This window comes from Desulfosporosinus sp. I2 (genome assembly GCF_000960765.1).
Lineage (GTDB): Bacteria > Bacillota > Desulfitobacteriia > Desulfitobacteriales > Desulfitobacteriaceae > Desulfosporosinus.
The window spans coordinates 1-22,545 of sequence record NZ_JYNH01000071.1; the positions used below are offsets into that span (position 1 = coordinate 1).

Genomic DNA, 22,545 nt, shown 5'->3' on the forward strand with positions numbered 1-22,545 from the left:
GTGTGTTAGCAATTGCATTTAAACTTATGCTCAAAATTTCTTATCTTTAAAATTTTAAAACCATCCAGGATATTTGTTAATAAAGTATTTTGCTTATTTATATTTCTTTGAGGTTTCAATTCTACAAATACCATAACTACAGGCAATAATTAAAAATGTAATAGCGTCTAGCAAAAAAATAAAGCTTATCCCCAATATTCCATATATCATTGCCGCTACAGCAGGTGCTACTACCAGACTAATCTGGGTAGTCATGGAGCTTATAGTGTTTCCCTGTATTAGGGCATCCTCATCCAGTATGTTGGGTATAATAGAGGCATCAGCAGGTATATAAAAACTCTCGCATATCGAAATAATCAAAACCACAAAATATATCTCAATTTCAGAGGGCTGTGAAATAAAGGTTTTTAAAAAAATAACAGTTAACAGTACACCTCTAAAAATGTCCAGTCCTATTATTATTATCTTCTTGTCGAACCTGTCCGCTAATGAACCTGCAATAGTCCCGAACACCATCGTCGGAAATGCACCAATCGCTATAACCGTTGCAAATTGAGCCGCCGAGCCTGTTAATTTCAGCATATATAAAGCAAGAGCAATTGTTAAAGCTTGGTCGCCTATCAAAGTTATCGTACTTCCAAGGATATAAAGTACAAAGCTCCTGTTTTGAAACACTTTTACAGTCATTTTCCTTCTCCAACCTCTACGACATCCATTATACTATTCTGTGTTTATATGGGAAATCCTCCATAAGTTGTACGCATAAGAACTTATTCGAATTATTTGGTTCCCTAAACTAAGAATACAGCCTTTCCTCTACTAAGCCTATTTTTCCATTCTCTTCTTAACCCTCAATATTGTGCCCTGAATATAAGTATCGTTTTGAAATTTAAACCTTTCATCTTTAGTCAAATGATTCAGCAATTCTTCTTCGTTAAAAATAAGATATCCATCTACAAGTAATTGACAATATACGTCGTCCAATTCTCTCCCTTTCCTTTTTCCTTTTAGATAATCATAACAAAAATCAGAAGTTTCCTTGTTCAGTCTTAATATTTTAGGAGCTGAAATCCAATTGAAGTCTTTTTCACCTTTTCCTAACGCAAACAAAGCATCCAGAATCGAATGTCCTATATCCTCATTATCAGGGTGTTTATATATAACGGTTTCAAATAATCAATTGCTTTTTCGTACTCTTTACATAGAACATAAGCCTCTCCCAAACGCCATTGTGCGTAAATATCCTTGGGGTTATTCTCCGCCATCATCTGTCTAAGCTTTTTTAATCCTTCGTAATCCCCCTTGCTAATGAGTTCATAGTCATCTTCCCAATCTTCATATCCATCCTCGCCAATATTATAGTCAAGTTCCTTTCTACGGCTATTAAGGTCTATAATTCTGTTTTCATTATCCAAATAGATTACCTCTTCCTAGGATTATTTAAATTTCATCGACTTCAAAAAAATAAAACAACTACAGACGTAGATTAACTTTCGCTTTCTCCATGAATTCGCTTTCCACCAAATGCATGAATAGTTCTTGTTCCAGCAATACACTTTCCCCATTGCTCCGTCCCCTTTGGAATAAGAATTTCATCACCTGGATTAAGAACATACTCTTTATCATTCATTATTACTGTATATTGTCCGCTAACACAAACCATGTACTCAACAAATTCATGAGTATGTTTCTTGGAAATTCTGTCAGAATGACATGTCCAAAACGCCATTTGACTGCCATCTGCACCATTGTAAAAATAGCCTTCAATATCTTTTGTATTTTGCTCCTTACTGCTGATACGATTTAAACTACTTTTCATAAACTCTGGGAAATCTCTCACACCTAAAACCACCTATTATAAAATATGGTTAACGGGAAGTTATCAATTAGTCAGGATATCCTACGCTATATTTTTGTGATTAATTCGCATCTATTCCTGGACAATTTCTATTATTCTATCTACAGTTTCTAATATTGAAAGGTCTGTTGTATCAATTTTTTCTGTGGACATATTATTATATAATTCAAGACGTTCAATGCTTCGATTTATTGATGAGTCATCTCTCAAATTAAGTTGAATATCCTTTACTATTCTCTTTTTTAGAACTTTTTCCGAACAAGTAAGAGTTATCTTAATAACCTCAAATTCTAAATCGTTTAAAGGTTGTAATATAAGATTAAAAATATCTTCGAGATGCATAACCCAGTTAAATATAGTATACTCCAATGATGAATTAGTAAGGAAACTTCTTAATAAAAACGTTATATTATTTATCACCATATTTTTATTTTCATCATTTACAGTAAAAGGATTCATCATCCAACACCAATCACCATCAAGCCACACTGAATTATTAAGGTTTTTATTTAGTTCTCTACAGGTTTCAGTCTTTCCGACACCCATAGTTCCATTAATTATTATTAATTTTTTATTCATTTTAATTTTAATCCCCTTATGTGTTAAGCAATATATTACGAATGCAAATTAAAATAATAGTTAGAATATGGATTTTGTGAAGTCCAACCTGTCCATTGTATCGGCACAAAATAAGAAAAATGCGAAATTGGCTTTATCGCCTGATAACCTATAATGTTTATTTATCTTTGGGCTTTTTGTGTGCTATCGAATTAAACGTTAGTCTCAAAACCATAGGGATTACAGCATAACCAGCATTTGCTTTCCCGCCAGTAGCCAAAACATAAATTGCTCCACATATTGTTAATATTCCAAATACATTTGACAGTATTTTTGCCAATTCCACTACCCCCCCTTGTTTTCAAATATATATAATATTAGTTTGCATTATCCTACCGATGGTCACCAGTATAAGAATAATTAGCAGTTTAAGCGTAGAGACCAAGGGCTTGTATAATACCAATGCGAAGCTAGATATCCTATCCTACGCTTAATAAGAATGATGCGACGAAAGTTAAGTATCTTCTACCCCTTCTCAATATATAAAATATATTGAGAAATTTATTTTATTAATATTTTAACCTTCTCATTTCTTTCTTCTATTTTATTTTTCATACTCGTACATACAAGTTCTATACAAAATGGAAACTGTTGTTGTATAGCTTTTATCCCGACCTCTGTTAGACCACCTTTATTCGCTACTTCACAAGAAATTATTTTGGGGTCTTTTCTTGAATCCAAAACATAATCAATTGTCCCTTTTAATGATTCATAAAATATTTCTTTTTCATCAAGGCTTTCAATGTTAAAGTATTCATTAAAATAGTCTAATATTGTACAGAATAGGCCTGGTGAACAGGTAGTTAGAGTACCTATTCTATTGAAATTCATATCATTTTTAACACGATATAATTTTGTTACTGGATTTAAAAATTTATGAAAATCATTTAGTTCTCCCTCTGTTACTTTATCATTGCAATCAAACAAACTCACACCTTCACAAATTTGCCAATTTATATTGGGGAGCAACCTAATGACCTTTAGACCACTAAACTTGTCATTTAATAACTCTAAAGATAGCCCGTTTGCACATGAAACAAGAATAGAATTTGTTTGCTTTAACTTTTCAATAAAATTCAAATCCAAATTTATTATGGCATCTACTGAAACAATACAAAAAAGAATCGTTCTCTCCTTTATCAGCTCATATAAACTCTCCGTTTTTTCAAGGTTACTATAAATGCTATTTAAATCATTTATTTTAGACTCGGTTCGGTTAAATATTGAAATTTCTGCATCTGATACTCTGCCCAAACCTGTAAGCAATGATTTTGTTAAATGGCCTGCTCCATAAATAGAAACATTAATCATTTATACTGCTCCTTATATAATTAGTTTCGTAAGATTTTTATCCTACGATGCGTCACAACATATGGATTTTGTTAAGTTCAGTTAGCAAGTAGAATACCGTACGAAATCAAGAATAACTAGAAGCTTTAAGATGTTCTAATACAGATTCGGTAATTGGGTCTTTAGTGAAGTTAAGTTGCCATAATTTTTATTTAAATGGTTCAATAAATAAAGGAGTTGTGACAATAATCACCCTGCATTCAAAATTTCTAGCGATAGAATCGATTACAGGCTCTTTCAGCCTCTATTATTTTAGCCTTTATTGCTTTATCATCAGGATTTTCTTCAAGCTTTATAAGTAGCTCTAAATACAACTTCTTAGAGGATTGATTACAAAGTCTATTAAGGAAAACCGTAAATACACCTAAAAGCAGAAAAGCTAATATTTCTATTATTACAGGCATATTAGGTCATCCCCCTATTGTTACGATATTAACCCAAAAGAATAATGCAATTAACTACTCGGCTCGCAAAAGGCTATTTTCCTAAAACGACCTGCTCTTCTAATTGCCGATAACCTTGTATATCAACTGGTAAATAAATTTTGTAGTTACCTTGATTTATAAGTTTATCAGTATAATTATCCCAGGCCTTTGTTGCTTCATTCTGTCCTTTCGGAATCGACTGTAATATAGAGTTTTTTAGTTTTCCCCTGCCCAAAAATATCTGAGTTATACTGATTATACCTGGAGAGTTGATGTAATCAGATGCGTTACTAAAACCATTGTCTTTAATAGTTTTATTGTAAGTTATTTTGGCAAAGTCACTATCCTGTAACGAGTCCATCGATTTTTCCTGTTGCTCCAAATATGATTTAGCTTCATCAGCTGTTACGGTTTTTCCTTGATTTTCTACCTCATTATCTATTAAAGCATTCTTTACTAACAAGCCTAATGCAACTTTCTCATAAAAGGATTCGTCCTGTGGCTTTTTCATATTATTAACATAATCATTTTGCTTAATTGTTACTTCCCTCGTTAGTTGTAAACCAGTTATTTTGGTATCTCCCACCTCGGCAACTACATCTGGATATTTAATGTTTTTTATATTATTGAGCTCAGGGGTTTCTATGTTAGTAGTGCTTCCGACAGTACCTTGAACAACTTGGATGTGGTTATTGGTCTGTGCTTCTTGTTCAATTTTTTGGTTACAACCAGACGAAAATAAACCCAAGAATATCACAGGAATAGCATATAATAAAATCTTCTTTAACAACCAAATTCCTCCTTTCAGTATGAATTATATCATCTTTCATTCAAAGTATTTAACAAAAACGGCTAGTCACTCGTTTCTTATATTTTGCACTTATCCTACCAATGCGTCACGGCATATGAATTTTGCGATTGAGTTAAAAACGATTTAATAATAGCCAAATTAAATGTAACCTGATATACTCAATTTGGGCAGTATCATTAGAACTGCACCTTTTTATGGAACCCGAACAATTTATATGGTTCTGCCTAGACCTGTTATGGGCCAGGACAGAGGGAAAAACTGTTATATTTAAGAAGTTCCTTCTGGCATAAGGAACTTCTTTTATGTGAACATTGTTTTCTCACCTCTCCTGAAAAAAGGAGGAGAAATTATGAAATCAACAAAAGGCTTCTTGGAAATGAAAAATCAAAGAAAAAAGATTGTCATGGTAACTGCCTACGATTATCCATCAGCCAAGCAAGCAGAGCAAGCAGATGTGGACATGATTCTTGTTGGTGATTCTCTTGGCAATGTTGTGCTCGGTTATGATTCAACCGTCTATGTGACGATGGAAGACATGATTCATCATGCTAAGGCAGTCAAGCGTGGAGCTTGCAAAACTTTCATAGTTGTGGATATGCCATTTATGAGCTATCATCTATCAGTCAGGGATACACTTTTAAACGGAGCAAGGCTTATTCAGGAAACTGGTGCTCATGCTGTAAAAGTTGAAGGAGCTGATGGAGTGCTCTTACATATCGAAGCACTTGTAAAAGCTGGTATTCCTGTTGTATCTCATCTAGGGCTTACTCCACAATCAGTGGGAGTCCTTGGCGGATTTATTGTTCAGGGGAAAGATGCTGAAAGTGCTAGGAAAATAGTCGAGGATGCAAAACGATGTCAGGATGCAGGGGCATTTGCAATTGTACTCGAATTAGTTCCAAGACAGCTCGCCGAAGAAATTTCATCTTTACTGTCCATTCCTACGATAGGGATTGGAGCAGGTGTTCATACTGATGGACAAGTGCTTGTATACCATGACATTCTCACATACGGAATAGAACGCGTCTCGAAATTTATTAAACCATATGCAAATGTTGACAAACAAATTATTGACGGCCTACAGGCATATGTTAACGAAGTACGAAACAAACTTTTCCCTGATGACCAGCATAGTTTTACGATGAAAGAAGAAGAATTAAAGACTCTTTACGGTTGTAGGGAATGAACACCGCCACTTCCTATATCAGAGATTAAGAAAAAAGCTAAAAGAGTGAACGAATAAATAGAAAAATTATTGCTTGAATATTGTCTCGCAAACCTGAAAATGCTGATTCACCATTCTTTTTTAAGGGTAATCAGCATTTTTCAAATTTAAACGGAAAAAGAGGTTAAAATCGTATACTTATGTAGCAATGCTAGAATGACTTTGTTTCTTTAACAACATACACAATGTCATAATCCTGAAAGATGTCTTTGATAGCATTCAGGTTTATTCTTGACCCGCTTAAAAGAACTGCATGAATTCTTTCATCCTTGTGTGCAATATTTAATATTGAATCAAACATTTCCTGTTTTTACGCATTTCAGCCTCCAGAATAACTGTTCTTTCAATCCTACGCATGCTGTCTGAAACTAAAGTGGCCATCACTTTATGCAGTTGGGTTTAAGAAAATGCGAAGCAATTATTTTTAAACTTCATAATCCGTAACTACTCTTTCATCTCTAACCTTACTAACAAATTCAGAAACCTTTAAATGGTCAGGATGATTTTGATATAAGACTAAATCTCCTATATTATCGAATTCTGAATATAAGACAACATCATATGAATTTTCAGACTGATTGATATTAATACCAACTTCAATATGCCTAATTTGAGCAATACTATTTAATAGACCTTCTAAACTCATTTTTAATATTTTGGCATTTTCCGATTTACTTTTCCCTTCAGCAAATTCCTTCAATTTCCACATTACAATATGTTTAATCAAATCTCTCACCTTCTTGATATAGTTTAATCGAGATAACTGAATATGTCCCAGGATATCGATAACTGGAATCTACTAATGACCCCTGAAACTGAGGTGGGGCGGTAATTGGAACGATTTAAGAGTGCCAAAAGTTATTTAACTGAGTCTATTTGAAAAGTTATACTTCCGCTGTGCTTTTGCCCTTTATCAACCCATTCTATATTTACATTGACCTTGCCAATATAAAAAGTACTCTTTCCCTGCGATTCAATTGGAGATTTTGGCTGTAACGTAGGAACTTTAAGAGTGATGCCTGTAGAGAATTTAATCATTACATCTTGAATTTCTGAGTTGCCATTGTACTGAATACTTGTTCCTAATATTGGCGTCATTGTAATAGTCCAATCTTCCAGTCCATTTTTGGATATGCTTTTGGAAGTGGCATTTTGTATAACCTCATTACTTACAGCAGGCAATTTGGATTCACTGGCATAAATACCAATACTACAAATTACAATAATTGCTAAAACTAAGTCAATTACAATTATGGTAGGTTTCTTCATGAAATCCCCCCTCAACTAATCTACAGTACCTACAAATCTGTTGCATTTATATAAACTAGTAATTGCCAAGATAACGGCACTACTTGGCAAGAACTTCTTTTGCCAATTTAACAAATTCATCTTTGTTGGAAAGTAATGCGGGGTGTTATTAAGCCTTTTTGAAAAACATCCTGATAGCAAAATATACTAATGCTAGCCCAACAGTAAAATTAAACGTTGCGATTATAGAAACGGGTAAGAACTTTCGTGTAATGCTTCCGATGACCGCGATGACTGTCAAAAAGAATATTGTTGATAATACAGAACCTAAGCCAAAGAGATAACCATCACTTCTTGTTAGTTTTTCTTCAGCTATTTTGGTTGAAAAGACTCCCGCCCAAAATAGTATCGTTAAAGGGTTTGATGCAGTCAAAACCATTCCTTCAATAAACGAATTTTCTGTTCTAATCCCATTGAACAAGCTCAAATTCGGCAAAACTTCCCATCCAAATGTCCCAACGATGATATGTAACCCAAATATTGCAACAATTATTGCACCAAACAGTTTAAGTACCTGCTTTACACCTTCCTTATCAATAAATGATGCAATTCCAAATATCGCTAACAAAATGTAAAGTGCATCAATTATCGCAACGCCTAAAACAGCCAATTCAGCAGTTAGTAATCCCCTATTTCCTCCCAAGGTGAATATAAAGACACATACTGGTCCTATTGCAAACTGCAACATCATCCCTAGCTTAAATCCTTTTGTAATCACAGAAAAGCCTCCAAAATAATTAATGCTGATTTAACCAATATGCTTTATATCCTTAGATTTTACTTTCACGGACCACTATTAGCCGAAGCAACATACCAACCTTTATCCGACTTCTTCATGTCGAAGAAGTATATGTTTACCCCGTCAACCCTTCCCTGATTACTTCCCCGCCAATTATATTTACAATCTACTGTTGCCACATATCGAGTAGAGCTCAAACTAAATGACGAATCTTTCTTTTCATCTAATATCCGATAACTACTTGTGTTAGTGTCCAAGTAAACATTAATTGCTTTTTCAGGTGTACCGCCATAAGGAGTTCGGTAAACACAAACAATTCCAAGAACGATAAGACTGATACACAGTATCAAGGCGATAGATTGAAACGTTTTTCTTTTCGTCATGTTCTCAAATCCGTCCTTTTTTCGACCAAAAAATTAATCGCCTATCTTTAAGATAAATCTTTTTCTTCATCTGAAGGTGTCCGAATCCAGGATGATAGTAAAACATAACCACAAACAATCCCACTGATGTCAAGACTTCTTGGGTCTGTAAGCATGAATTTATACCAGTCATACTTAAACAGAAGTGGTCTTTGAATTAACAGAGACAATACGAGATTAATATTGTAAAGGAATGTTGGAATACCTACAGGGAGAAGCATCTGCCAGTCAATTCTCCATTTCCCGTCTTGACGAATACGCTGAAATAATCCTGGCACTGCTAAAACCATTCCTATCACTATAGGATATAACGCCATAAAAATATATAAAGGAAATGGGTGAAATGTTCTTCCAGCTTGAATTCTTAAATTCTGACCAAGGATAAATCCCCAGTACATGATGACACCGACGAATAGGGTATAAAATAGATAACCCATGAATCTTTTCACAAGTACCCTCCCTTTCGTACAGTTACTTCAAATATGTTCTGATTCAGATTTAAAAAGCACCTATTTTAAAACCAACGACAATTGTATCAATCATAACTAACAATAGAAATGCTCCTGCTCCTATAGACAAATAGCCTGATTGATAATTTTCCTTTCTCTGCAAAATAGTATCCATACCCATAAATAGCATCATTAAGCTAAGACTCCCTTGCATAAAAATACGAAGAAACCAGTTTTCCATATTAAAAAATCCCGAAACAGCAAAAATAAGGGTTACAACGGAAAAGAATTTATATAGGATTTTAAACAGTCCCTTTTCCAACACGAATTTTATCAACGCACAACCACCCAACTCTCTATTTACTACAAATATCTTTTAGTACTTAATATAATGATGTGAGCTATTTAATTATTCCCAAGAGCATTCTCTAGGGCAGACCTTAACTTCGGGAACTTGAATTCAAAACCAGCGTTAAGAAGTTTCTTCGGGATAACCCGTTGTCCATGTAATAACATTTCCGCCATTTCTCCTAATACTATTCTCAATAAAAACTCAGGCATTGGCAACCAAGACGGTCTAGTTAATACCTCACCTAAAATCTTACTGAAGTCTTTCATTCGCATGGGGTATGGTGTTGTTGCGTTTATAGGGCCAGTTAGCTCTTGATGTTCGATTATGTACCTTATCATACTCGTTAAATCTTGAATATGAATCCACGAAATCCATTGATTTCCTTTACCTAAAGGACCGCCTAAGTAAAATTTAAAGGGCATTGCCATTCTGTTGAGAGCACCCTCACTTCCTAATACTACGCCAATCCGAATAGTTACTACTCTGGTCAAATCGCTTTGAACCTTGTATGCCTCGTTCTCCCAAGCTCGGCAAACTTGAGCCAGAAAGTCCTCCCCTGCTTCTTCGGACTCAGTTATCTCCTCATCCTGGCGGTCTCCATAATAACCAACTGCTGAAGCGTTAATTAAGACTTTGGGCTGAATGATGCGATTATTTATGGCTGTAACAATGGCTTCAGTAGTTCTAATCCTGCTAGTTAATATTTCCTGCTTGACTGTCTTAGACCATCGACGATTACCGATTGACTCACCCGCTAAGTTAATTACTACGTCTGTTTCCTGTAGTTTATTAATAGAAGTTAGCGGGGAACTATTGTCCCATTCAATTACCTTAACTTCATTTTCTAAGCTATTTGTGGTTTTTGAGGGATTCCTCGTTACTACGTATACCTGATATCCATTAGCAAGTAATTTCTCTGTCAGGTTTCTTCCAACATAACCCGTACCACCAAAAATTAAAACTTTTATCTTTCCCACCTCCAGAATGAAATTAACCGAAACTATTTAGTAATAGACATTAGCCCTTACCACTAATAAAATTCATATATTGACTGTATTATTCTGAGTAAGTATTTTTGTTACCTTTAGGGCGATAAAATAGAGGATTAGGTAAAAGGGAATATAACTATAGGCAGTGTAATTGTACAAGCTCGCAAACAGCCCCAAGAATACCAGAGTTGTTATAACGCCATTAATCCATGTACTCATTCTCAACTTGAAGGTTAATATCCCTATGAAAACCGAAAGTACAGGATAAATTATGAACAAGAGCATGAGTATAATCCCTTCTCCTCCATAGTTAGGGAGGCTAAAGGCATAGTAGCTGGGAGATACAATGACCAAGGTTTCAGCGAATAGTAGCATTATTTCTTTAAGAAAAATGGCGGGTATTTTGTTCTTCATTTAAGACCCCCCCAGGATTTTCCTTCAACTTCCACAGGCTTCAATCATTTAACCGTTGCTCAAGTATAATAGCTCTTGGATGAAATCCAAACCTTCTATAGAAGTTTAGTACTTGTTCGTTTCCCACTGCGATATTTAACCTTTTCTTTGTTATAGAGTTTTGCTCCAACCAATTAAGTGCCCTTTCCATGAGGACAGCCCCCAAACCCATTTTTCTATATGTTTCGTCCACGAATAATGACTCGATTTCCCCCATATCATTGTCAATCGTTGTAACGCAATAACCAATAGGTTCCTCTGGCACTCGCAGAACTGCAATGTCAATTCTTAATTGTCCTGTTTCTGTCCGACTTAGCCAAGATGCCTTTCTTTGGTCAAAAGTCATCAATGCCATGCTGTCCCGAAAATGGGTGGAAATTGTTTGATGATGGATATTGAGTTTCTTCCAAAGCAAACCAACCTTATCTAGTAGTTCCACACTTCCTTCAACGAAATGAACATCCGCCAAATCTTCCGCCCCCTAGCAAAACTCTTATTCCTTAAGCCCACATATATACTCATAAAATTATCCTTTCGCAACAAAGAAACTCTCCTTTTCTAAAATTGACCTTCCCTGATACTCTGTAACCCTGTTTCTTGTAAAAATTGACTGCTTTAGTGTTTTCACTAAAGACATCCAGGCGAATTGCCGTACATCCATTTTCTTTAGCTAATTTCTCTACAAACTCGATTAAACTTCTGGCTATACCTTTTCCTTCATAGTTTGGATGTACCATGAGTCTATGAATAATTGCAAACTTTCCTTGTTCATGTAACCATTCGACAGCTTTGTATTCTGGTTCCTGGTCATTATTCAGAACGATGCAACCTATAATTTCTTCTGATTCTTCATGCACAGCAATATAAAGAGAATGGTTGTTTATATCTTCTTGAAATATTTCCTTATTGGGATAAATGTCATCCCATTGGTCAATGTCTTTACGTTTCATGTTTTGTGAGCAATTCCTACACAATTTTAGGATTTCATCGAGATGTTGTTCTGAAGCCCTGGTAATTTCCAATGTGTTAACTCCCTCCGATTGTATCTAAGCAGGGTTAATGATTAGCTCTGGACTTTAAATCTGAACCCATGTATGCCCACCATCGATTGTCTTCCATAAGACACCGTCAATAATTGCCCATCCTAATTTTTCTGAAGTAAAATCCAATTGCTGAAGCTTTTCCAGACTAATATTCGGTGTAATGCAGACGAACGAGTGCGAACTGTCCGATGTAAAATATAATTGATAGCCGTCACTTACTGAAGCATGTGTAGCATCGATAATACTCCAATGAAATCCCCTATACTCTTGCGACTCTTGTGCTGTCTGAACTGGAGTTGTCGAAGTCCAACTTAATCCCCCATCCTCAGTCCTATAGAAAACTAATGCTGGCGGTTTCTGACCTCTAAATTCAACGGGCAATACTCCCTCTTTTTGATTAAAGAAATGTGGGGGTTCAGTACTTACAGCCCCTCCATCAGTGTGATAACCCTGTGGAGCTATAATAGTTTTTTGAGACCATGTCCGTCCCCCATCTGATGAGCTATACAACCAAATACCATCACCATGAGAAAAGCCTGTTAGCCAGCCGTTTTTCTGATTTGAAAATACTAGTCCGTTTTTAGAACCTGCCAAAGGCAAATCCTTAGACACTTTCTCATTGATAATCGCCGAGGCATTTGACTTCCAGGATGCACCACCATCATTCGTCTGGAATACTTCTACCGATTCCGACCCCATGGAAACATCATAGCTTGCCAATAACCAACCATGAGTTAAATCGATAAAATCAAGAGAAGTTACTCTACCATAATACGGGGTCGTTTTAATCTCGGCTCTTTCCCATTTTTGTCCTCCGTCTGTGGTACGGTAAACAGTAATGCTGGTTGACAATTCTTTATTGAAAACAACCCAAATAGTTTGAGCATCATAAACCGATAATGTACCTTCTCTCATACTGCCAACACCATTTGGGGTGACATTAGTCCAACTAACCCCTCCATCGACTGTCCTCAGTAAAGAACCTTGGCTCAGTGCCCACCCCGTCATTGCATTAACCATGTGTATCGATGCTAAGTTACTCAATGTTCTCGGACTTAGTTTGCTGGTATTAGTGTCATTGTTAGAAAACGCCTTATTACTACTTAAGGGGGCGGAACTCTGGCTATTGCCGACACCACTTGATTGCAAATTGCCACAGCCTGTCAACATAAGCATAAGGAGGATAATGCCAGAAACCAAATTGTAATACTTGATATGCAATACGAGGACTCCTTTCCAATGGCAGGAAATCTTTATGGAATAGGGCCTCGCGTACAGCTTATCTCCAAGCACCCATATGAACTTCGTACAAGAAGAATTGCAGGTATCTGAGTATGGGAAATTCGCATAGGCACTTAAAACGAATATAAATTTGAGAATTTATGCCAGTAGATAGTTCTTCTTAATATACTCAATCCATTTACTTTGCATTTGGTCCTCTGTCATGCCAAAAATAGCTACAAAGTTATTAGGTGATTTAATTAAATTATGTAACTTATCATAACCAAACACATCAATTATTGATTCTGCTATGGTGTATGAGTATTGATATCCATTACGTTTGAAAAAGGTTTCAAAATCCTCACCAGTATCTAAGTCTTTGAATGTAGGTAGCGTATTACTTTCTAAGCCGTTCTTAACGGTTTTTCTTATCCAGCTTTCGGTATTGTCTTTTGCTTCGTAACATGCAATTCCTTCGTTCAGCCATCTGGGTGTATCCTCATTTATTTCATTTACTATGATATGCACAAACTCGTGGACGGCAGTATTTAATACGTTATCGAATCCTGAGCCTGGAGGTGGATTTAAAGGAGACGCGATTACAATTCTACCCTCCCTAATCCCCCCTCTTATCCAATCAGGTGCATTTGGAAATCCTAAAGCGATGTGAAGTTGATTAAGGTCTGAATGAATCTCAATCGTCAATTTCTCCTGAAGTTGTTGATTAAAATTAGTGGTGATTCTATTATAATTCTTTTCAAGAACATCAGACACTTTATCGATACATGTCGTGTCTGTTTCTGTGCAATAAATTATAAAATGCTGAGTTTCTTTTCCTAACTCTAGTTTGTAATCCTTCTTTTTATAAATCCGCTCAATTTCCCCGCTATCCGAAAAAAATCCATTTCGCTTCTCTGCCATTTTATCTACCTCTTTAATAATTGGTATTGCTTTTGAATATGTCGCTTTGTCTTAGAAGCTTCCTTCAATTATGTATGAGATAATTTCGGAAACATGAATTGTTTGCTTTTTAGCAGTTGTAGGTCTTTTCCCATTGCAAATAAAGTATCCTCATCCTCAGGTAATATTGTTTCAAATGAAGAAGTATCTAGAGGAGTATAGGAAAGAGCTATTCTTTTTACGCTCTTGTTTGTCATAGCGTTCAGTACTCTATTTAACGGAATACTTTCAGAGCAAAAAAATGTCTATCACTTCCAACGTATCTTCCACAAAGTCAGCAATTACAACGGCATCATAATCTTCCAAATAGTAAACGTTGTCTTTCATAAATAAGGTGCAATAAAACATTATCAGTTCTGCATTCGTGCACATAGAAAGTTTAGCAACAGGGGCGGCATGCATTACCTTGTTAATTACGAGGCATCTATCATTCTCATCCGACATATTCAGCTTTTTGACAGAACCATCTGGGTAAATTGAGTCCGCCATTTTTACACATTGATATTGCTTTAATTCTTCAAATCCAAACTTAGGATAGAAATTTAGCACGGAGCTATTTGCAAACAAGTATATTAAATCGCACTTTTCCCGATAATCAGCAATCGCTTTATTTGTCAGCACTCGCGATAAGCCTTTCTTTCTGTAATCGGGATGGGTCATTACAGTCCCAAGTTGAATATACCGTTTCTCCTCTCCAAAAACTTTAAAATCCATGATATTAACGGATACGTTAGAAACAATCTTATCTTCATCTATTAACGAATAAGGTATATACTGAGTTTTCCAATATCCGTCTTGATACCACTGTTCAAAATCAAATCCAAATATCTTTTGTGTTAAATCATTTAGAGACCTTCTAAGTTCATTGCTTTTCCCGTATCCAATAACAAATTCATAATCTTTCCCGTTGATGTTCATTAATTCCATGTAAGTGCTCTCCCTACGATTTAAAAAATTTCCTTTCGTACTTTATACAAACCTATGAAGAATAACCTTTAACAGGAAATTCTTCTAGAGTTGCCATTCCCTCTTTAGCAAAGAAAAGCAGTAATGGTCATAATACTTACCCCTGAAAAAATGCTTGTCTCTGATTATGCCCTCTTGCTTAAAACCAAACTTTAATACAAGATTAATAGATTTCTCGTTTTGCAGATGTACAAATCCCTGTATCCTATTGAGCCCCATGTTTTCAAAGCCAACCTTCAGGGCCGCCTTTAAAGCTTCGGTCATATATCCCTTTCCCCAATAAGCACTGCTCAAATCATACCCAATTTCGCAAATGTTGTTATTCTTATCCCAGTTGTGATACCCGCATGTACCAATAAATGCACCATCGGCTTTTCTTATAATAACCCATCTGTGATGGTCTCTGGGCTCGGGATGCATATACCAATTGATACGCTCTTCCGCTTCGTCCATGCTTGTAAAAGGCTCAGCATCCACCAAAAACCTGCATACTTCGCAATCACTGAATTGCTTATATATTCCTTCTTTGTCGGCCATTGAAATCGGTCTTAAAACAAGATTTTTCGTTTCTACATCTGAGAATACTCGCATAACATTATTTTCGTTCATAATTTCATCCTCCCCCTCCATCCCGCTAAAGCTAACCCTGGATGTCTAATCAGCACTATTTTTAAGGAGTATAAATATTTTATACTTATACACTGTGGTTTCCTCTCTCTGATTCATTTCATTGTAACCCTAATACCGTAAACAGCTAAGGCTTACGCTTTTTAGATGACCGCCTCTGTATTAAACATGCGATAATAATAGAATGGCTTTTCTTCAGTCTCTCCAGAGTTCAAAACCATTCTTGTCTCAAGTTTGGCGAAACCACACTTTTCAAGTACTCTCTGGGAGGGAATATTATCAAGTTCGACAATAGCTATTAGATAATTTATTTTTAAGTTGGAGAATACCCATTCTGCCATTGCCTTTACAGCCTCACCTATGTATCCATTATGGCTATATTTTTCGGAAACAAAGTATGCTATTTCTATTTCGTTATTTACCTCCGATTTATTTCCAATGCCGACCATACCTATAAGTTTTTGATTGAATTCAAGTGTAACAGCAAGCATTATTCTTACACTATTTTTGCTTGCTCTTAGATACTCCTTTTCCACCCATCTTATCCATCCCTTTCTTTCTTCCACGGATATTTCCCAATCGGGCATCCATTTTAATACATGAGGTTGGGTACAGATAGAGTGCAATTCTTCAGCGTCATCAATCGTAAATTGTCTTAATACAAGTCTTTCAGTTTCAATGTAAATATTCATTCTTAACCTTCCTCTATAAATCAGGTATCTTACCCTAAATTTTCTACACATATAGCGATATCTCAATGTCTCTAAACACTTACGCTCTTTAGTTTTCGCTTTCATTAAGGGGTTTTCAAAATATCTTATTAAAATTATTTTGTTCTTTCTTGAGAGTATATCCACAAGCCAAATAAAATGCGTGTGCACCAGTTCTTGTTGCTCCTGATACTAATCGTACACCCCAAGCACCTGTATCACGTGCCCAGTTCTCAACTTCATTCAAAAGCATTTTACCAATACCTTTTCCTCTAAAATCGGCTGAAACGGCAATACCCATGATGTTCTTCAGATGTGGTGCATAGAGCAAATCGTGATTGTTTGCGTGAATATATCCAACTATTTTGTCAGCAACTTTGGCTACATATAATTTATGGTTATTATCCCTAAGTAATCGTTCAAGCTGACCCTTTGTATCTTCAGCAGGGTAGTTATAACCCATTTCATTTTTATTAAGTAAAACTATATCGACATAATCTTGTAGCTCACATTCTCTGATGATAATTTTCAAATTTACACCTCCAAAAGAGGAATAGTTCACAGCTCAATAAAAGCCGAAAGGCTGGGAAAATCTAATTTCAGGTCAAAGGAAGGGGCTAATTTCCAACGCTAACCGCCAAGTAGTTTGGCATCTCATATTTAATACTGAGTAATAGAGTTTGAGAACAAACATTAATGTCTCCTTATTTGGTAAGTCATACATTTACAAGATGTGTCATTTCAGGCTTAACAACCGTGACTTCCTTAATTTCTTTATACCCTAAATCAGACCAAAATTTCTTCCCCCTAAAATTATCTTCAATCACACCGACTCGAAAAGACTTTGATTCTAAAGTGGTTGCCCATTGAATTAATGCTTCATGTATCAGCTTGCCTAATCCATTACCGCTTTCTTTTGGTTCAATAAGCAATAATCCAAGCATCCATTCTCCTTTAACGGAGAAATCCTTCACAAGGTCAATAATTCCTACCAATTCATTTGTGTATTTATATATGCCTAAAGTGAATTTATCTTCATAGTTTTTACCAGGAGGTAAGGAGTTGAATATTTCTAACGCTTCCCTCTTTGAGGGTAATACTCCATCATGTAATAATCCGAACATTTACCGTTCAAAGTTTCAATCATTGGTGGTTATCTATCGTCAGAGATTCAATCCTGTAATCATTTTTAAGATTGATGTATACCATATCGTTTTTCTCCTACTCGATTCATTCAGGGCTTCTAAATACCCTTTCTGTAAGATACAAGAGTAAGCTTATCGTTAATAATCCTTGTCTCACCTGTAAATCTGTAACCAACCTTTTCATAACATTTGCGGTTAATTGCCATATCTGATGGACAATCAAGCTCCCATGACTCTGCTTCAGGAAATAGACTCTCGACAATTGCTAATGCCTTTTGCCCTACGCCTTTACACTGGAATTCTGGAGAAATATAGATTATTCCAATACGGTATAACTTTGGTGTCAGTTCATGAACCCACACACATCCTGCAAGTATGCTATCAACCATTATTTTTAAATAGCAACCCTTTTCATAGCTAATTCTATATATCATCTTTTCTAACGACTCATTAACGGGGCTTGTTTCAACATCCATATAGTGTTGAAAATGTGGTGTAAAACTCTCTATCTGCATTATCCGCATAGCTTCTGCATCAGATGTTGTCGCTTTGATTAACTGTATTTCCATCGCTATCAATCCTTTTTCCACGTGTTAACAAATACGAAAAGCTATAATTCACTTACGTCTTGCAAAACCCTTTACTTCTATATTCACACCAAGCCTCGTTAAGGCATGGATGAACAGCCTCTAGTCTATCCCTTCGATTCCAAGTCCAAGTTAAGAAACAGCCGACTGCTTCATCTAGGGATTTTCCTAGTGCCTCTCTGACATCACGTTGAAAGGGAGCATGTTCTGGCTCCCAGGACAGCTTGTCGGCAATAAACAACACCTTATCAAGTAACGTCGCATTGGCTCGCAGGGTAGTGTGGTAACATATAGCCTGCAATATAATGTCGTCGGTCACTCCAAATACCACTTTTGCGATTGAAGCCGATAATTTACCATGAATCAAGTATGGAACCCGCCACTCTTCCAAAATGGGTTCTATTTCCAATTCAAGTGAGGTTTCAATCATCTCAGATAATGTCACAACCAAGCTGATATCATGTAATAATCCTACAAGCAGTGCGTGCCCCTTATCGACGTAAAATCTATCGGCTAGAGACTGAGCTTGGTTCGCCACAGCCAGAACATGATTAGCAATATCACGGCGGTTATGATGGATAAGAAGACCAATAGCATCAGTAGCTATGTCTCCCGAAAATGAAAATCCTTTACATATCTTAGCTATTGATTTCTGCATTAAGACCTCTCTCTTTCTAGAACCCGTCAAACCGATTAATCTCATAAATTAAACTAAACGAAGAACTTACGGTATTCATCTTCGATAATGCCCATATAAATATCAGTTTCATAGTTTCCTTCAATACGTGCACCCTCTCGGTCAATACCCTCTTGAACAAATCCGCATTTTTCGTAACACCTTATTGCTCTTTTGTTATAATCCAAAACTCGCAAATACACTTTATGATATTTCATCCTGTTGAAGGCATAATCAAGTACCATCTTTGCAACTTCGGTTCCTATTCCCAACCCCCATTTAGACATCTCAAATATAGCAATTGAATATCTTGCCTTATTGTCTTGTTTATATGGAGTTAGTGCTACTTCACCTATGCAGGAACCATCATACTCAATAACCCATTTACACGGGTGGTCAATTATTTTGTTATACCACTGAATGCCATCGTCTAAGGTAAATTCATTTATGTTATTCGTATCACCGCCACACATTTTAACAGATTCGATTGGTGTCCCAAATAAGATTCGAGTATCAATGTCTTCTTTTTCAGGTTTTCGCAACAATACTTTTTCGTTTTTTAGCTCTGGCAAATTACCCATTCTACTTCACCTCATTTAGGATTGCCTTGACCTTTTATATCCATTTTGCAATTCCCCATAATTCACTCAATTTACAAAAAATCACTTCTTAAAGAGGAATTCTATACATTTCCTGTATATTCCTCCTATGTCTGAAATTATATACTGGGAAATTAACTAGCCATAGCATTATATCCAACGCTCTAGCTAGTTAATTTATTACATAACTGTGATGGAAAAAGGAGGGTTTCCCCTCCTTACCGTTTTGTCCCTTCCCCTATTTCAAGACTTCGCTCAATAAGAAAAATTGCTACCTAGCCCCTCCAAACATCTCTTGCTATAATTAAATAATTTCGAAATTATTCCTTCTACTATTAGGAAATAATTTATCGTCTTTAAAGGAGCGGATAGACAATGACTGAAATGGAAATTATGTAAAAATAGAGGTAGATTTAATCAGTTCCATTTAATTATAAAATTCAAATTGAAAGGTGGTGATTCCCATGACTACAAATAACCGAATACCCAATAGATTAGCTAATGAGAAGTCACCCTACCTTCTCCAACATGCTTATAACCCCGTTGATTGGTATCCTTGGGGTGAAGAGGCTTTTCAGAAAGCGAAAACAGAGAATAAACCTGTTTTCTTATCTATTTGAATATTTCGTTTCAGTAGAGCAGGTATCACAGTAAATCAGAGCATCTGTCACGGCCAAATTGAGCACCTTTCGCACTTAACAGAACAGCTTGGTGATTATTGGTCAGTGCACCTGGTTCGAAGAGCAGTCCATCTAAACGGTTCTCTGACCCCAGATTAAAAATTGATATGGGGGCGGAATGTGATAGCCTCAAACTAAGGGGTGGGGCTACCCCAAAGACTTGCATCCGTTGAGCCACGCCCCTCGACCCATCGAATCACATTTCGTAGGGACCCATGTCAAGTTTGACCCCAGAGTAGTCAGTATGCCTAACATATTGTTAAATTTCACCACTGCACTCTATTCTGAGACACCTGCCCTCATAGTCCGTGACGACTGCTCTAACTGTCCGAGATGACTGCACTCTCTCAACGAAATATTCACTATTGGGTATTCGTAGTGTAGTTTATCGACATGTCACTGGTGACAGGTCGGTAAACGATACTTAAAAGTAAATGACTCCATCAATGAACTTTAACTGTCGCTTACAAATTGTGACTGATAATATTCATTGTATGATAGTAGTTTAAAGGTGCTGAAACCATTGCCACAGGCAGGTTTAAGCACCTCTCCTCTTTTCATAACCCGCACCAAAAAACAAATCGTATCAATACTAAAAAATTGCCACTTAAGATTTTATTAGATTATGCTTTTTCATAATATTCATTTCTAGTCATCCTAGCATAATTTAGTATCAACGGTGCAATTGGTTGAAGTCTTTTTCCAGACCATTCAATTGGTCTGTATTTGTTACTTCTTATGAATTCTGAGATAATCTGATTAGATGGTATGTTATGAAAACTAAACTGAATTTTAAAAATCTCAACTATAACTAAATCCTTGTCAATAAAAATTTCTACCTCTGGGATATTGTTTATAATCAAATTCGTAATGACTTTTTGTACATACGTCTTAAAAAAATACATATTTTTAAAGAGTTTTTCTTCTTTTTCCATTAAAATACCATTCTTTATCTTCTTTTTTCTATTAAGCCAAGCATTCATTAAGTTCATAGCCGCTAAATAGTAAAATGCGTCGTATGCATTTGTTACATCAATCTTTAATATCCCTAATGCTTCCATTATATCAGATTTAATAATTTCATATTCAGAGAAAAAAGGATTTTTAATTTCCTCTAAAAGTGAACCCCTAGAATAGGCAGTGGGAATATTCAAGTGATTTTGAAGAAACCTTACTTGTTTTTCAAACTTTGTTCTGGTTAATGGAGACAGTCTATTAATTAACTCATATAATGAAATAATTTCTGTGTTTAGATATGTACAACGGTGGTGCTTTGTATATGTGGGATTGCAATATACAACAATAAAGTGATTACATTGATTAGCCATATAAAAAGCAATTCTATGTGCCTTTTCTTCATTAAAACTATAAGTAATCCATAATTCTCTCCCTACCGAAAATAAAGGATAAAACTTCATTTTCTTATTTATGAATTGTTTATGTTCTTGTAGCACTCTAATCCCTTGCGGTAATAACTCGAATTTCTGTAAATATTCTGCGGTTTTATAGTTTTCTTCAACGATATATGAAATTAGGGATTTGAACAATAGTTCCGAAATGGGTATGGATTTATTCTCTACAATTTTTGTAAAATTTCCTTTCATAAATTTTGATACAAACCCCTTTGAGGGGTCCTCTTTCTTTGTGAATACCGTGATGAATTCACCATCTTGGGAATACACAATTTGAAATGCATTATTCCAGGACCTTTCTTCCCATTTCTTTCTCCCCGAATTTTGATTTGTGAACAGTTCAAATGTTGATTTAAGCCTTCCATTCTCCTGAAATTCTGTGTCGATTATTTTTGCATTATACACAAGACCATTTAGAGATATTTCCTGGTTGATACCTATGTATTGCTCATCATAGTCTATTTCATTAAAAACTGCCCACGGATATAACTCTCTACACCATTTAGCATCGTGTTTGTTATTATGATTTTTACACCAGGTTTTAAAGTTTAAGTTTTTTATCTTCATATTACACCTTCAAAATACTGAATTATCTATCAAGATTAAATGCAAAATTAGTAAAAGAGTCATAAGCGAAAAGTTCATCTGTCGAATCTTTGTGCATATTCAAAGATTTAATATGAATATTTTGGTATATCAGAGCCGTCAACTCCCTCTGTACTGAGCCACGGTCTCGCTGAAAATGAGCCACCCTGTTGCTAGTTGAGCCACTAACATATTCATTAATATATAGCCAATTGTGAAAATAGGTTGTGGGAATTACGTCAAATTTTCTTGCAAATAATCAAAATAAGTTAACCGACCACTGGTTTCAATCTTATATCTTTTTTAGCTTCTCTTGATGTCATCTCAAATAAATC

At 35.7% G+C, this 22,545-nt stretch carries 32 protein-coding genes and 1 pseudogene; 2 read left to right on the forward strand and 31 right to left on the reverse strand.

Annotated features, from left to right (window positions below):
• Positions 1-93: 93 nt before the first annotated feature.
• The 9 genes from UF75_RS15495 to UF75_RS15530 form a co-directional block, all read right to left on the reverse strand.
• On the reverse strand, positions 94-687 hold the full coding sequence (locus tag UF75_RS15495; protein ID WP_045575497.1) for an MFS transporter: 594 nt from the start codon (positions 685-687) through the stop codon (positions 94-96).
• 138 nt (positions 688-825) lie between these two features.
• Positions 826-1,110 (reverse strand): hypothetical protein, encoded by a 285-nt coding sequence (locus UF75_RS15500; RefSeq protein WP_045575498.1) that lies wholly within the window; start codon positions 1,108-1,110, stop codon positions 826-828.
• Positions 1,111-1,130: 20 nt separating this feature from the next.
• Positions 1,131-1,415, reverse strand: coding sequence for a hypothetical protein (locus UF75_RS15505; protein WP_045575499.1), 285 nt, complete (start codon positions 1,413-1,415; stop codon positions 1,131-1,133).
• 71 nt (positions 1,416-1,486) lie between these two features.
• A complete protein-coding gene (locus tag UF75_RS15510) occupies positions 1,487-1,840 on the reverse strand; it encodes a cupin domain-containing protein (RefSeq protein ID WP_045575500.1) in 354 nt (117 codons plus the stop codon).
• A gap of 90 nt (positions 1,841-1,930) precedes the next feature.
• A complete protein-coding gene (locus UF75_RS15515) occupies positions 1,931-2,437 on the reverse strand; it encodes an AAA family ATPase (RefSeq protein WP_045575501.1) in 507 nt (168 codons plus the stop codon).
• Between the two features lie 157 nt (positions 2,438-2,594).
• On the reverse strand, positions 2,595-2,756 hold the full coding sequence (locus UF75_RS29180) for a hypothetical protein (RefSeq protein WP_197079428.1): 162 nt from the start codon (positions 2,754-2,756) through the stop codon (positions 2,595-2,597).
• Positions 2,757-2,977: 221 nt separating this feature from the next.
• The gene (locus UF75_RS15520; protein WP_045575502.1) at positions 2,978-3,787 is read right to left on the reverse strand and encodes a hypothetical protein; all 810 of its coding nucleotides are present in this window, start codon (positions 3,785-3,787) and stop codon (positions 2,978-2,980) included.
• Positions 3,788-4,035: 248 nt separating this feature from the next.
• Entirely contained in the window at positions 4,036-4,230 is a 195-nt protein-coding gene (locus tag UF75_RS15525; protein ID WP_045575503.1) for a hypothetical protein, read from the reverse strand.
• Positions 4,231-4,303: 73 nt separating this feature from the next.
• On the reverse strand, positions 4,304-5,041 hold the full coding sequence (locus UF75_RS15530; protein ID WP_045575504.1) for a SurA N-terminal domain-containing protein: 738 nt from the start codon (positions 5,039-5,041) through the stop codon (positions 4,304-4,306).
• Positions 5,042-5,411: 370 nt separating this feature from the next.
• Here UF75_RS15530 and panB point away from each other — a divergent pair, with 370 nt between their 5' ends.
• Positions 5,412-6,248 carry a 3-methyl-2-oxobutanoate hydroxymethyltransferase gene (gene panB, locus UF75_RS15535; protein WP_045575505.1) on the forward strand — a complete coding sequence of 279 codons (837 nt, stop codon included), beginning with the start codon at positions 5,412-5,414 and terminating at the stop codon, positions 6,246-6,248.
• 193 nt (positions 6,249-6,441) lie between these two features.
• On the opposite strand, the pseudogene UF75_RS27240 reads toward panB, so the two are convergent.
• The 21 genes and pseudogenes from UF75_RS27240 to UF75_RS15635 form a co-directional block, all read right to left on the reverse strand.
• Positions 6,442-6,588: pseudogene (locus UF75_RS27240) on the reverse strand (aminoglycoside 6-adenylyltransferase); the annotation flags it as partial.
• A 123-nt stretch (positions 6,589-6,711) separates the two neighbouring features.
• The gene (locus tag UF75_RS15540) at positions 6,712-7,014 is read right to left on the reverse strand and encodes a Dabb family protein (protein ID WP_045575506.1); all 303 of its coding nucleotides are present in this window, start codon (positions 7,012-7,014) and stop codon (positions 6,712-6,714) included.
• A gap of 131 nt (positions 7,015-7,145) precedes the next feature.
• Entirely contained in the window at positions 7,146-7,556 is a 411-nt protein-coding gene (locus UF75_RS15545; RefSeq protein ID WP_045575507.1) for a hypothetical protein, read from the reverse strand.
• Between the two features lie 148 nt (positions 7,557-7,704).
• On the reverse strand, positions 7,705-8,313 hold the full coding sequence (locus UF75_RS15550) for a LysE family transporter (protein ID WP_045575508.1): 609 nt from the start codon (positions 8,311-8,313) through the stop codon (positions 7,705-7,707).
• A 65-nt stretch (positions 8,314-8,378) separates the two neighbouring features.
• Entirely contained in the window at positions 8,379-8,717 is a 339-nt protein-coding gene (locus tag UF75_RS15555; protein WP_045575509.1) for a hypothetical protein, read from the reverse strand.
• Between the two features lie 47 nt (positions 8,718-8,764).
• Positions 8,765-9,205, reverse strand: coding sequence for a hypothetical protein (locus UF75_RS15560; protein WP_045575510.1), 441 nt, complete (start codon positions 9,203-9,205; stop codon positions 8,765-8,767).
• A 49-nt stretch (positions 9,206-9,254) separates the two neighbouring features.
• A complete protein-coding gene (locus UF75_RS15565; RefSeq protein ID WP_045575511.1) occupies positions 9,255-9,542 on the reverse strand; it encodes a DUF3953 domain-containing protein in 288 nt (95 codons plus the stop codon).
• Positions 9,543-9,610: 68 nt separating this feature from the next.
• On the reverse strand, positions 9,611-10,525 hold the full coding sequence (locus UF75_RS15570) for a TIGR01777 family oxidoreductase (protein ID WP_045575523.1): 915 nt from the start codon (positions 10,523-10,525) through the stop codon (positions 9,611-9,613).
• Between the two features lie 72 nt (positions 10,526-10,597).
• Positions 10,598-10,960: a hypothetical protein gene (locus tag UF75_RS15575; protein WP_045575512.1), complete on the reverse strand. Its 363-nt coding sequence runs from the start codon at positions 10,958-10,960 to the stop codon at positions 10,598-10,600.
• Positions 10,961-11,000: 40 nt separating this feature from the next.
• Positions 11,001-11,468, reverse strand: a complete 468-nt coding sequence (locus UF75_RS15580) for a GNAT family N-acetyltransferase (RefSeq protein ID WP_045575513.1) — start codon at positions 11,466-11,468, stop codon at positions 11,001-11,003.
• A 49-nt stretch (positions 11,469-11,517) separates the two neighbouring features.
• Positions 11,518-12,021 carry a GNAT family N-acetyltransferase gene (locus UF75_RS15585; protein ID WP_045575514.1) on the reverse strand — a complete coding sequence of 168 codons (504 nt, stop codon included), beginning with the start codon at positions 12,019-12,021 and terminating at the stop codon, positions 11,518-11,520.
• Positions 12,022-12,075: 54 nt separating this feature from the next.
• The gene (locus UF75_RS15590) at positions 12,076-13,263 is read right to left on the reverse strand and encodes a hypothetical protein (protein WP_045575515.1); all 1,188 of its coding nucleotides are present in this window, start codon (positions 13,261-13,263) and stop codon (positions 12,076-12,078) included.
• 159 nt (positions 13,264-13,422) lie between these two features.
• Positions 13,423-14,184, reverse strand: a complete 762-nt coding sequence (locus UF75_RS15595; protein ID WP_045575516.1) for a hypothetical protein — start codon at positions 14,182-14,184, stop codon at positions 13,423-13,425.
• 267 nt (positions 14,185-14,451) lie between these two features.
• Positions 14,452-15,150, reverse strand: coding sequence for a GNAT family N-acetyltransferase (locus UF75_RS15600; RefSeq protein WP_242860257.1), 699 nt, complete (start codon positions 15,148-15,150; stop codon positions 14,452-14,454).
• A gap of 84 nt (positions 15,151-15,234) precedes the next feature.
• Positions 15,235-15,798 carry a GNAT family protein gene (locus tag UF75_RS15605; RefSeq protein ID WP_052693322.1) on the reverse strand — a complete coding sequence of 188 codons (564 nt, stop codon included), beginning with the start codon at positions 15,796-15,798 and terminating at the stop codon, positions 15,235-15,237.
• 161 nt (positions 15,799-15,959) lie between these two features.
• Positions 15,960-16,508 (reverse strand): GNAT family N-acetyltransferase, encoded by a 549-nt coding sequence (locus tag UF75_RS15610; RefSeq protein WP_045575517.1) that lies wholly within the window; start codon positions 16,506-16,508, stop codon positions 15,960-15,962.
• A 115-nt stretch (positions 16,509-16,623) separates the two neighbouring features.
• On the reverse strand, positions 16,624-17,058 hold the full coding sequence (locus UF75_RS15615) for a GNAT family N-acetyltransferase (protein WP_156146476.1): 435 nt from the start codon (positions 17,056-17,058) through the stop codon (positions 16,624-16,626).
• A 184-nt stretch (positions 17,059-17,242) separates the two neighbouring features.
• Entirely contained in the window at positions 17,243-17,650 is a 408-nt protein-coding gene (locus UF75_RS15620) for a GNAT family N-acetyltransferase (protein WP_242860258.1), read from the reverse strand.
• A gap of 119 nt (positions 17,651-17,769) precedes the next feature.
• Positions 17,770-18,240: a GNAT family N-acetyltransferase gene (locus UF75_RS15625; RefSeq protein WP_045575518.1), complete on the reverse strand. Its 471-nt coding sequence runs from the start codon at positions 18,238-18,240 to the stop codon at positions 17,770-17,772.
• 52 nt (positions 18,241-18,292) lie between these two features.
• The gene (yqeK, locus tag UF75_RS15630) at positions 18,293-18,916 is read right to left on the reverse strand and encodes a bis(5'-nucleosyl)-tetraphosphatase (symmetrical) YqeK (RefSeq protein WP_045575519.1); all 624 of its coding nucleotides are present in this window, start codon (positions 18,914-18,916) and stop codon (positions 18,293-18,295) included.
• 53 nt (positions 18,917-18,969) lie between these two features.
• On the reverse strand, positions 18,970-19,515 hold the full coding sequence (locus UF75_RS15635; protein ID WP_045575520.1) for a GNAT family protein: 546 nt from the start codon (positions 19,513-19,515) through the stop codon (positions 18,970-18,972).
• 482 nt (positions 19,516-19,997) lie between these two features.
• Here UF75_RS15635 and UF75_RS15640 point away from each other — a divergent pair, with 482 nt between their 5' ends.
• The gene (locus UF75_RS15640; RefSeq protein WP_082075177.1) at positions 19,998-20,153 is read left to right on the forward strand and encodes a DUF255 domain-containing protein; all 156 of its coding nucleotides are present in this window, start codon (positions 19,998-20,000) and stop codon (positions 20,151-20,153) included.
• A 683-nt stretch (positions 20,154-20,836) separates the two neighbouring features.
• Here the strand turns inward: UF75_RS15640 and UF75_RS15650 are convergent.
• Positions 20,837-22,192 carry a hypothetical protein gene (locus tag UF75_RS15650; RefSeq protein ID WP_045575522.1) on the reverse strand — a complete coding sequence of 452 codons (1,356 nt, stop codon included), beginning with the start codon at positions 22,190-22,192 and terminating at the stop codon, positions 20,837-20,839.
• Positions 22,193-22,545 lie beyond the last annotated feature (353 nt).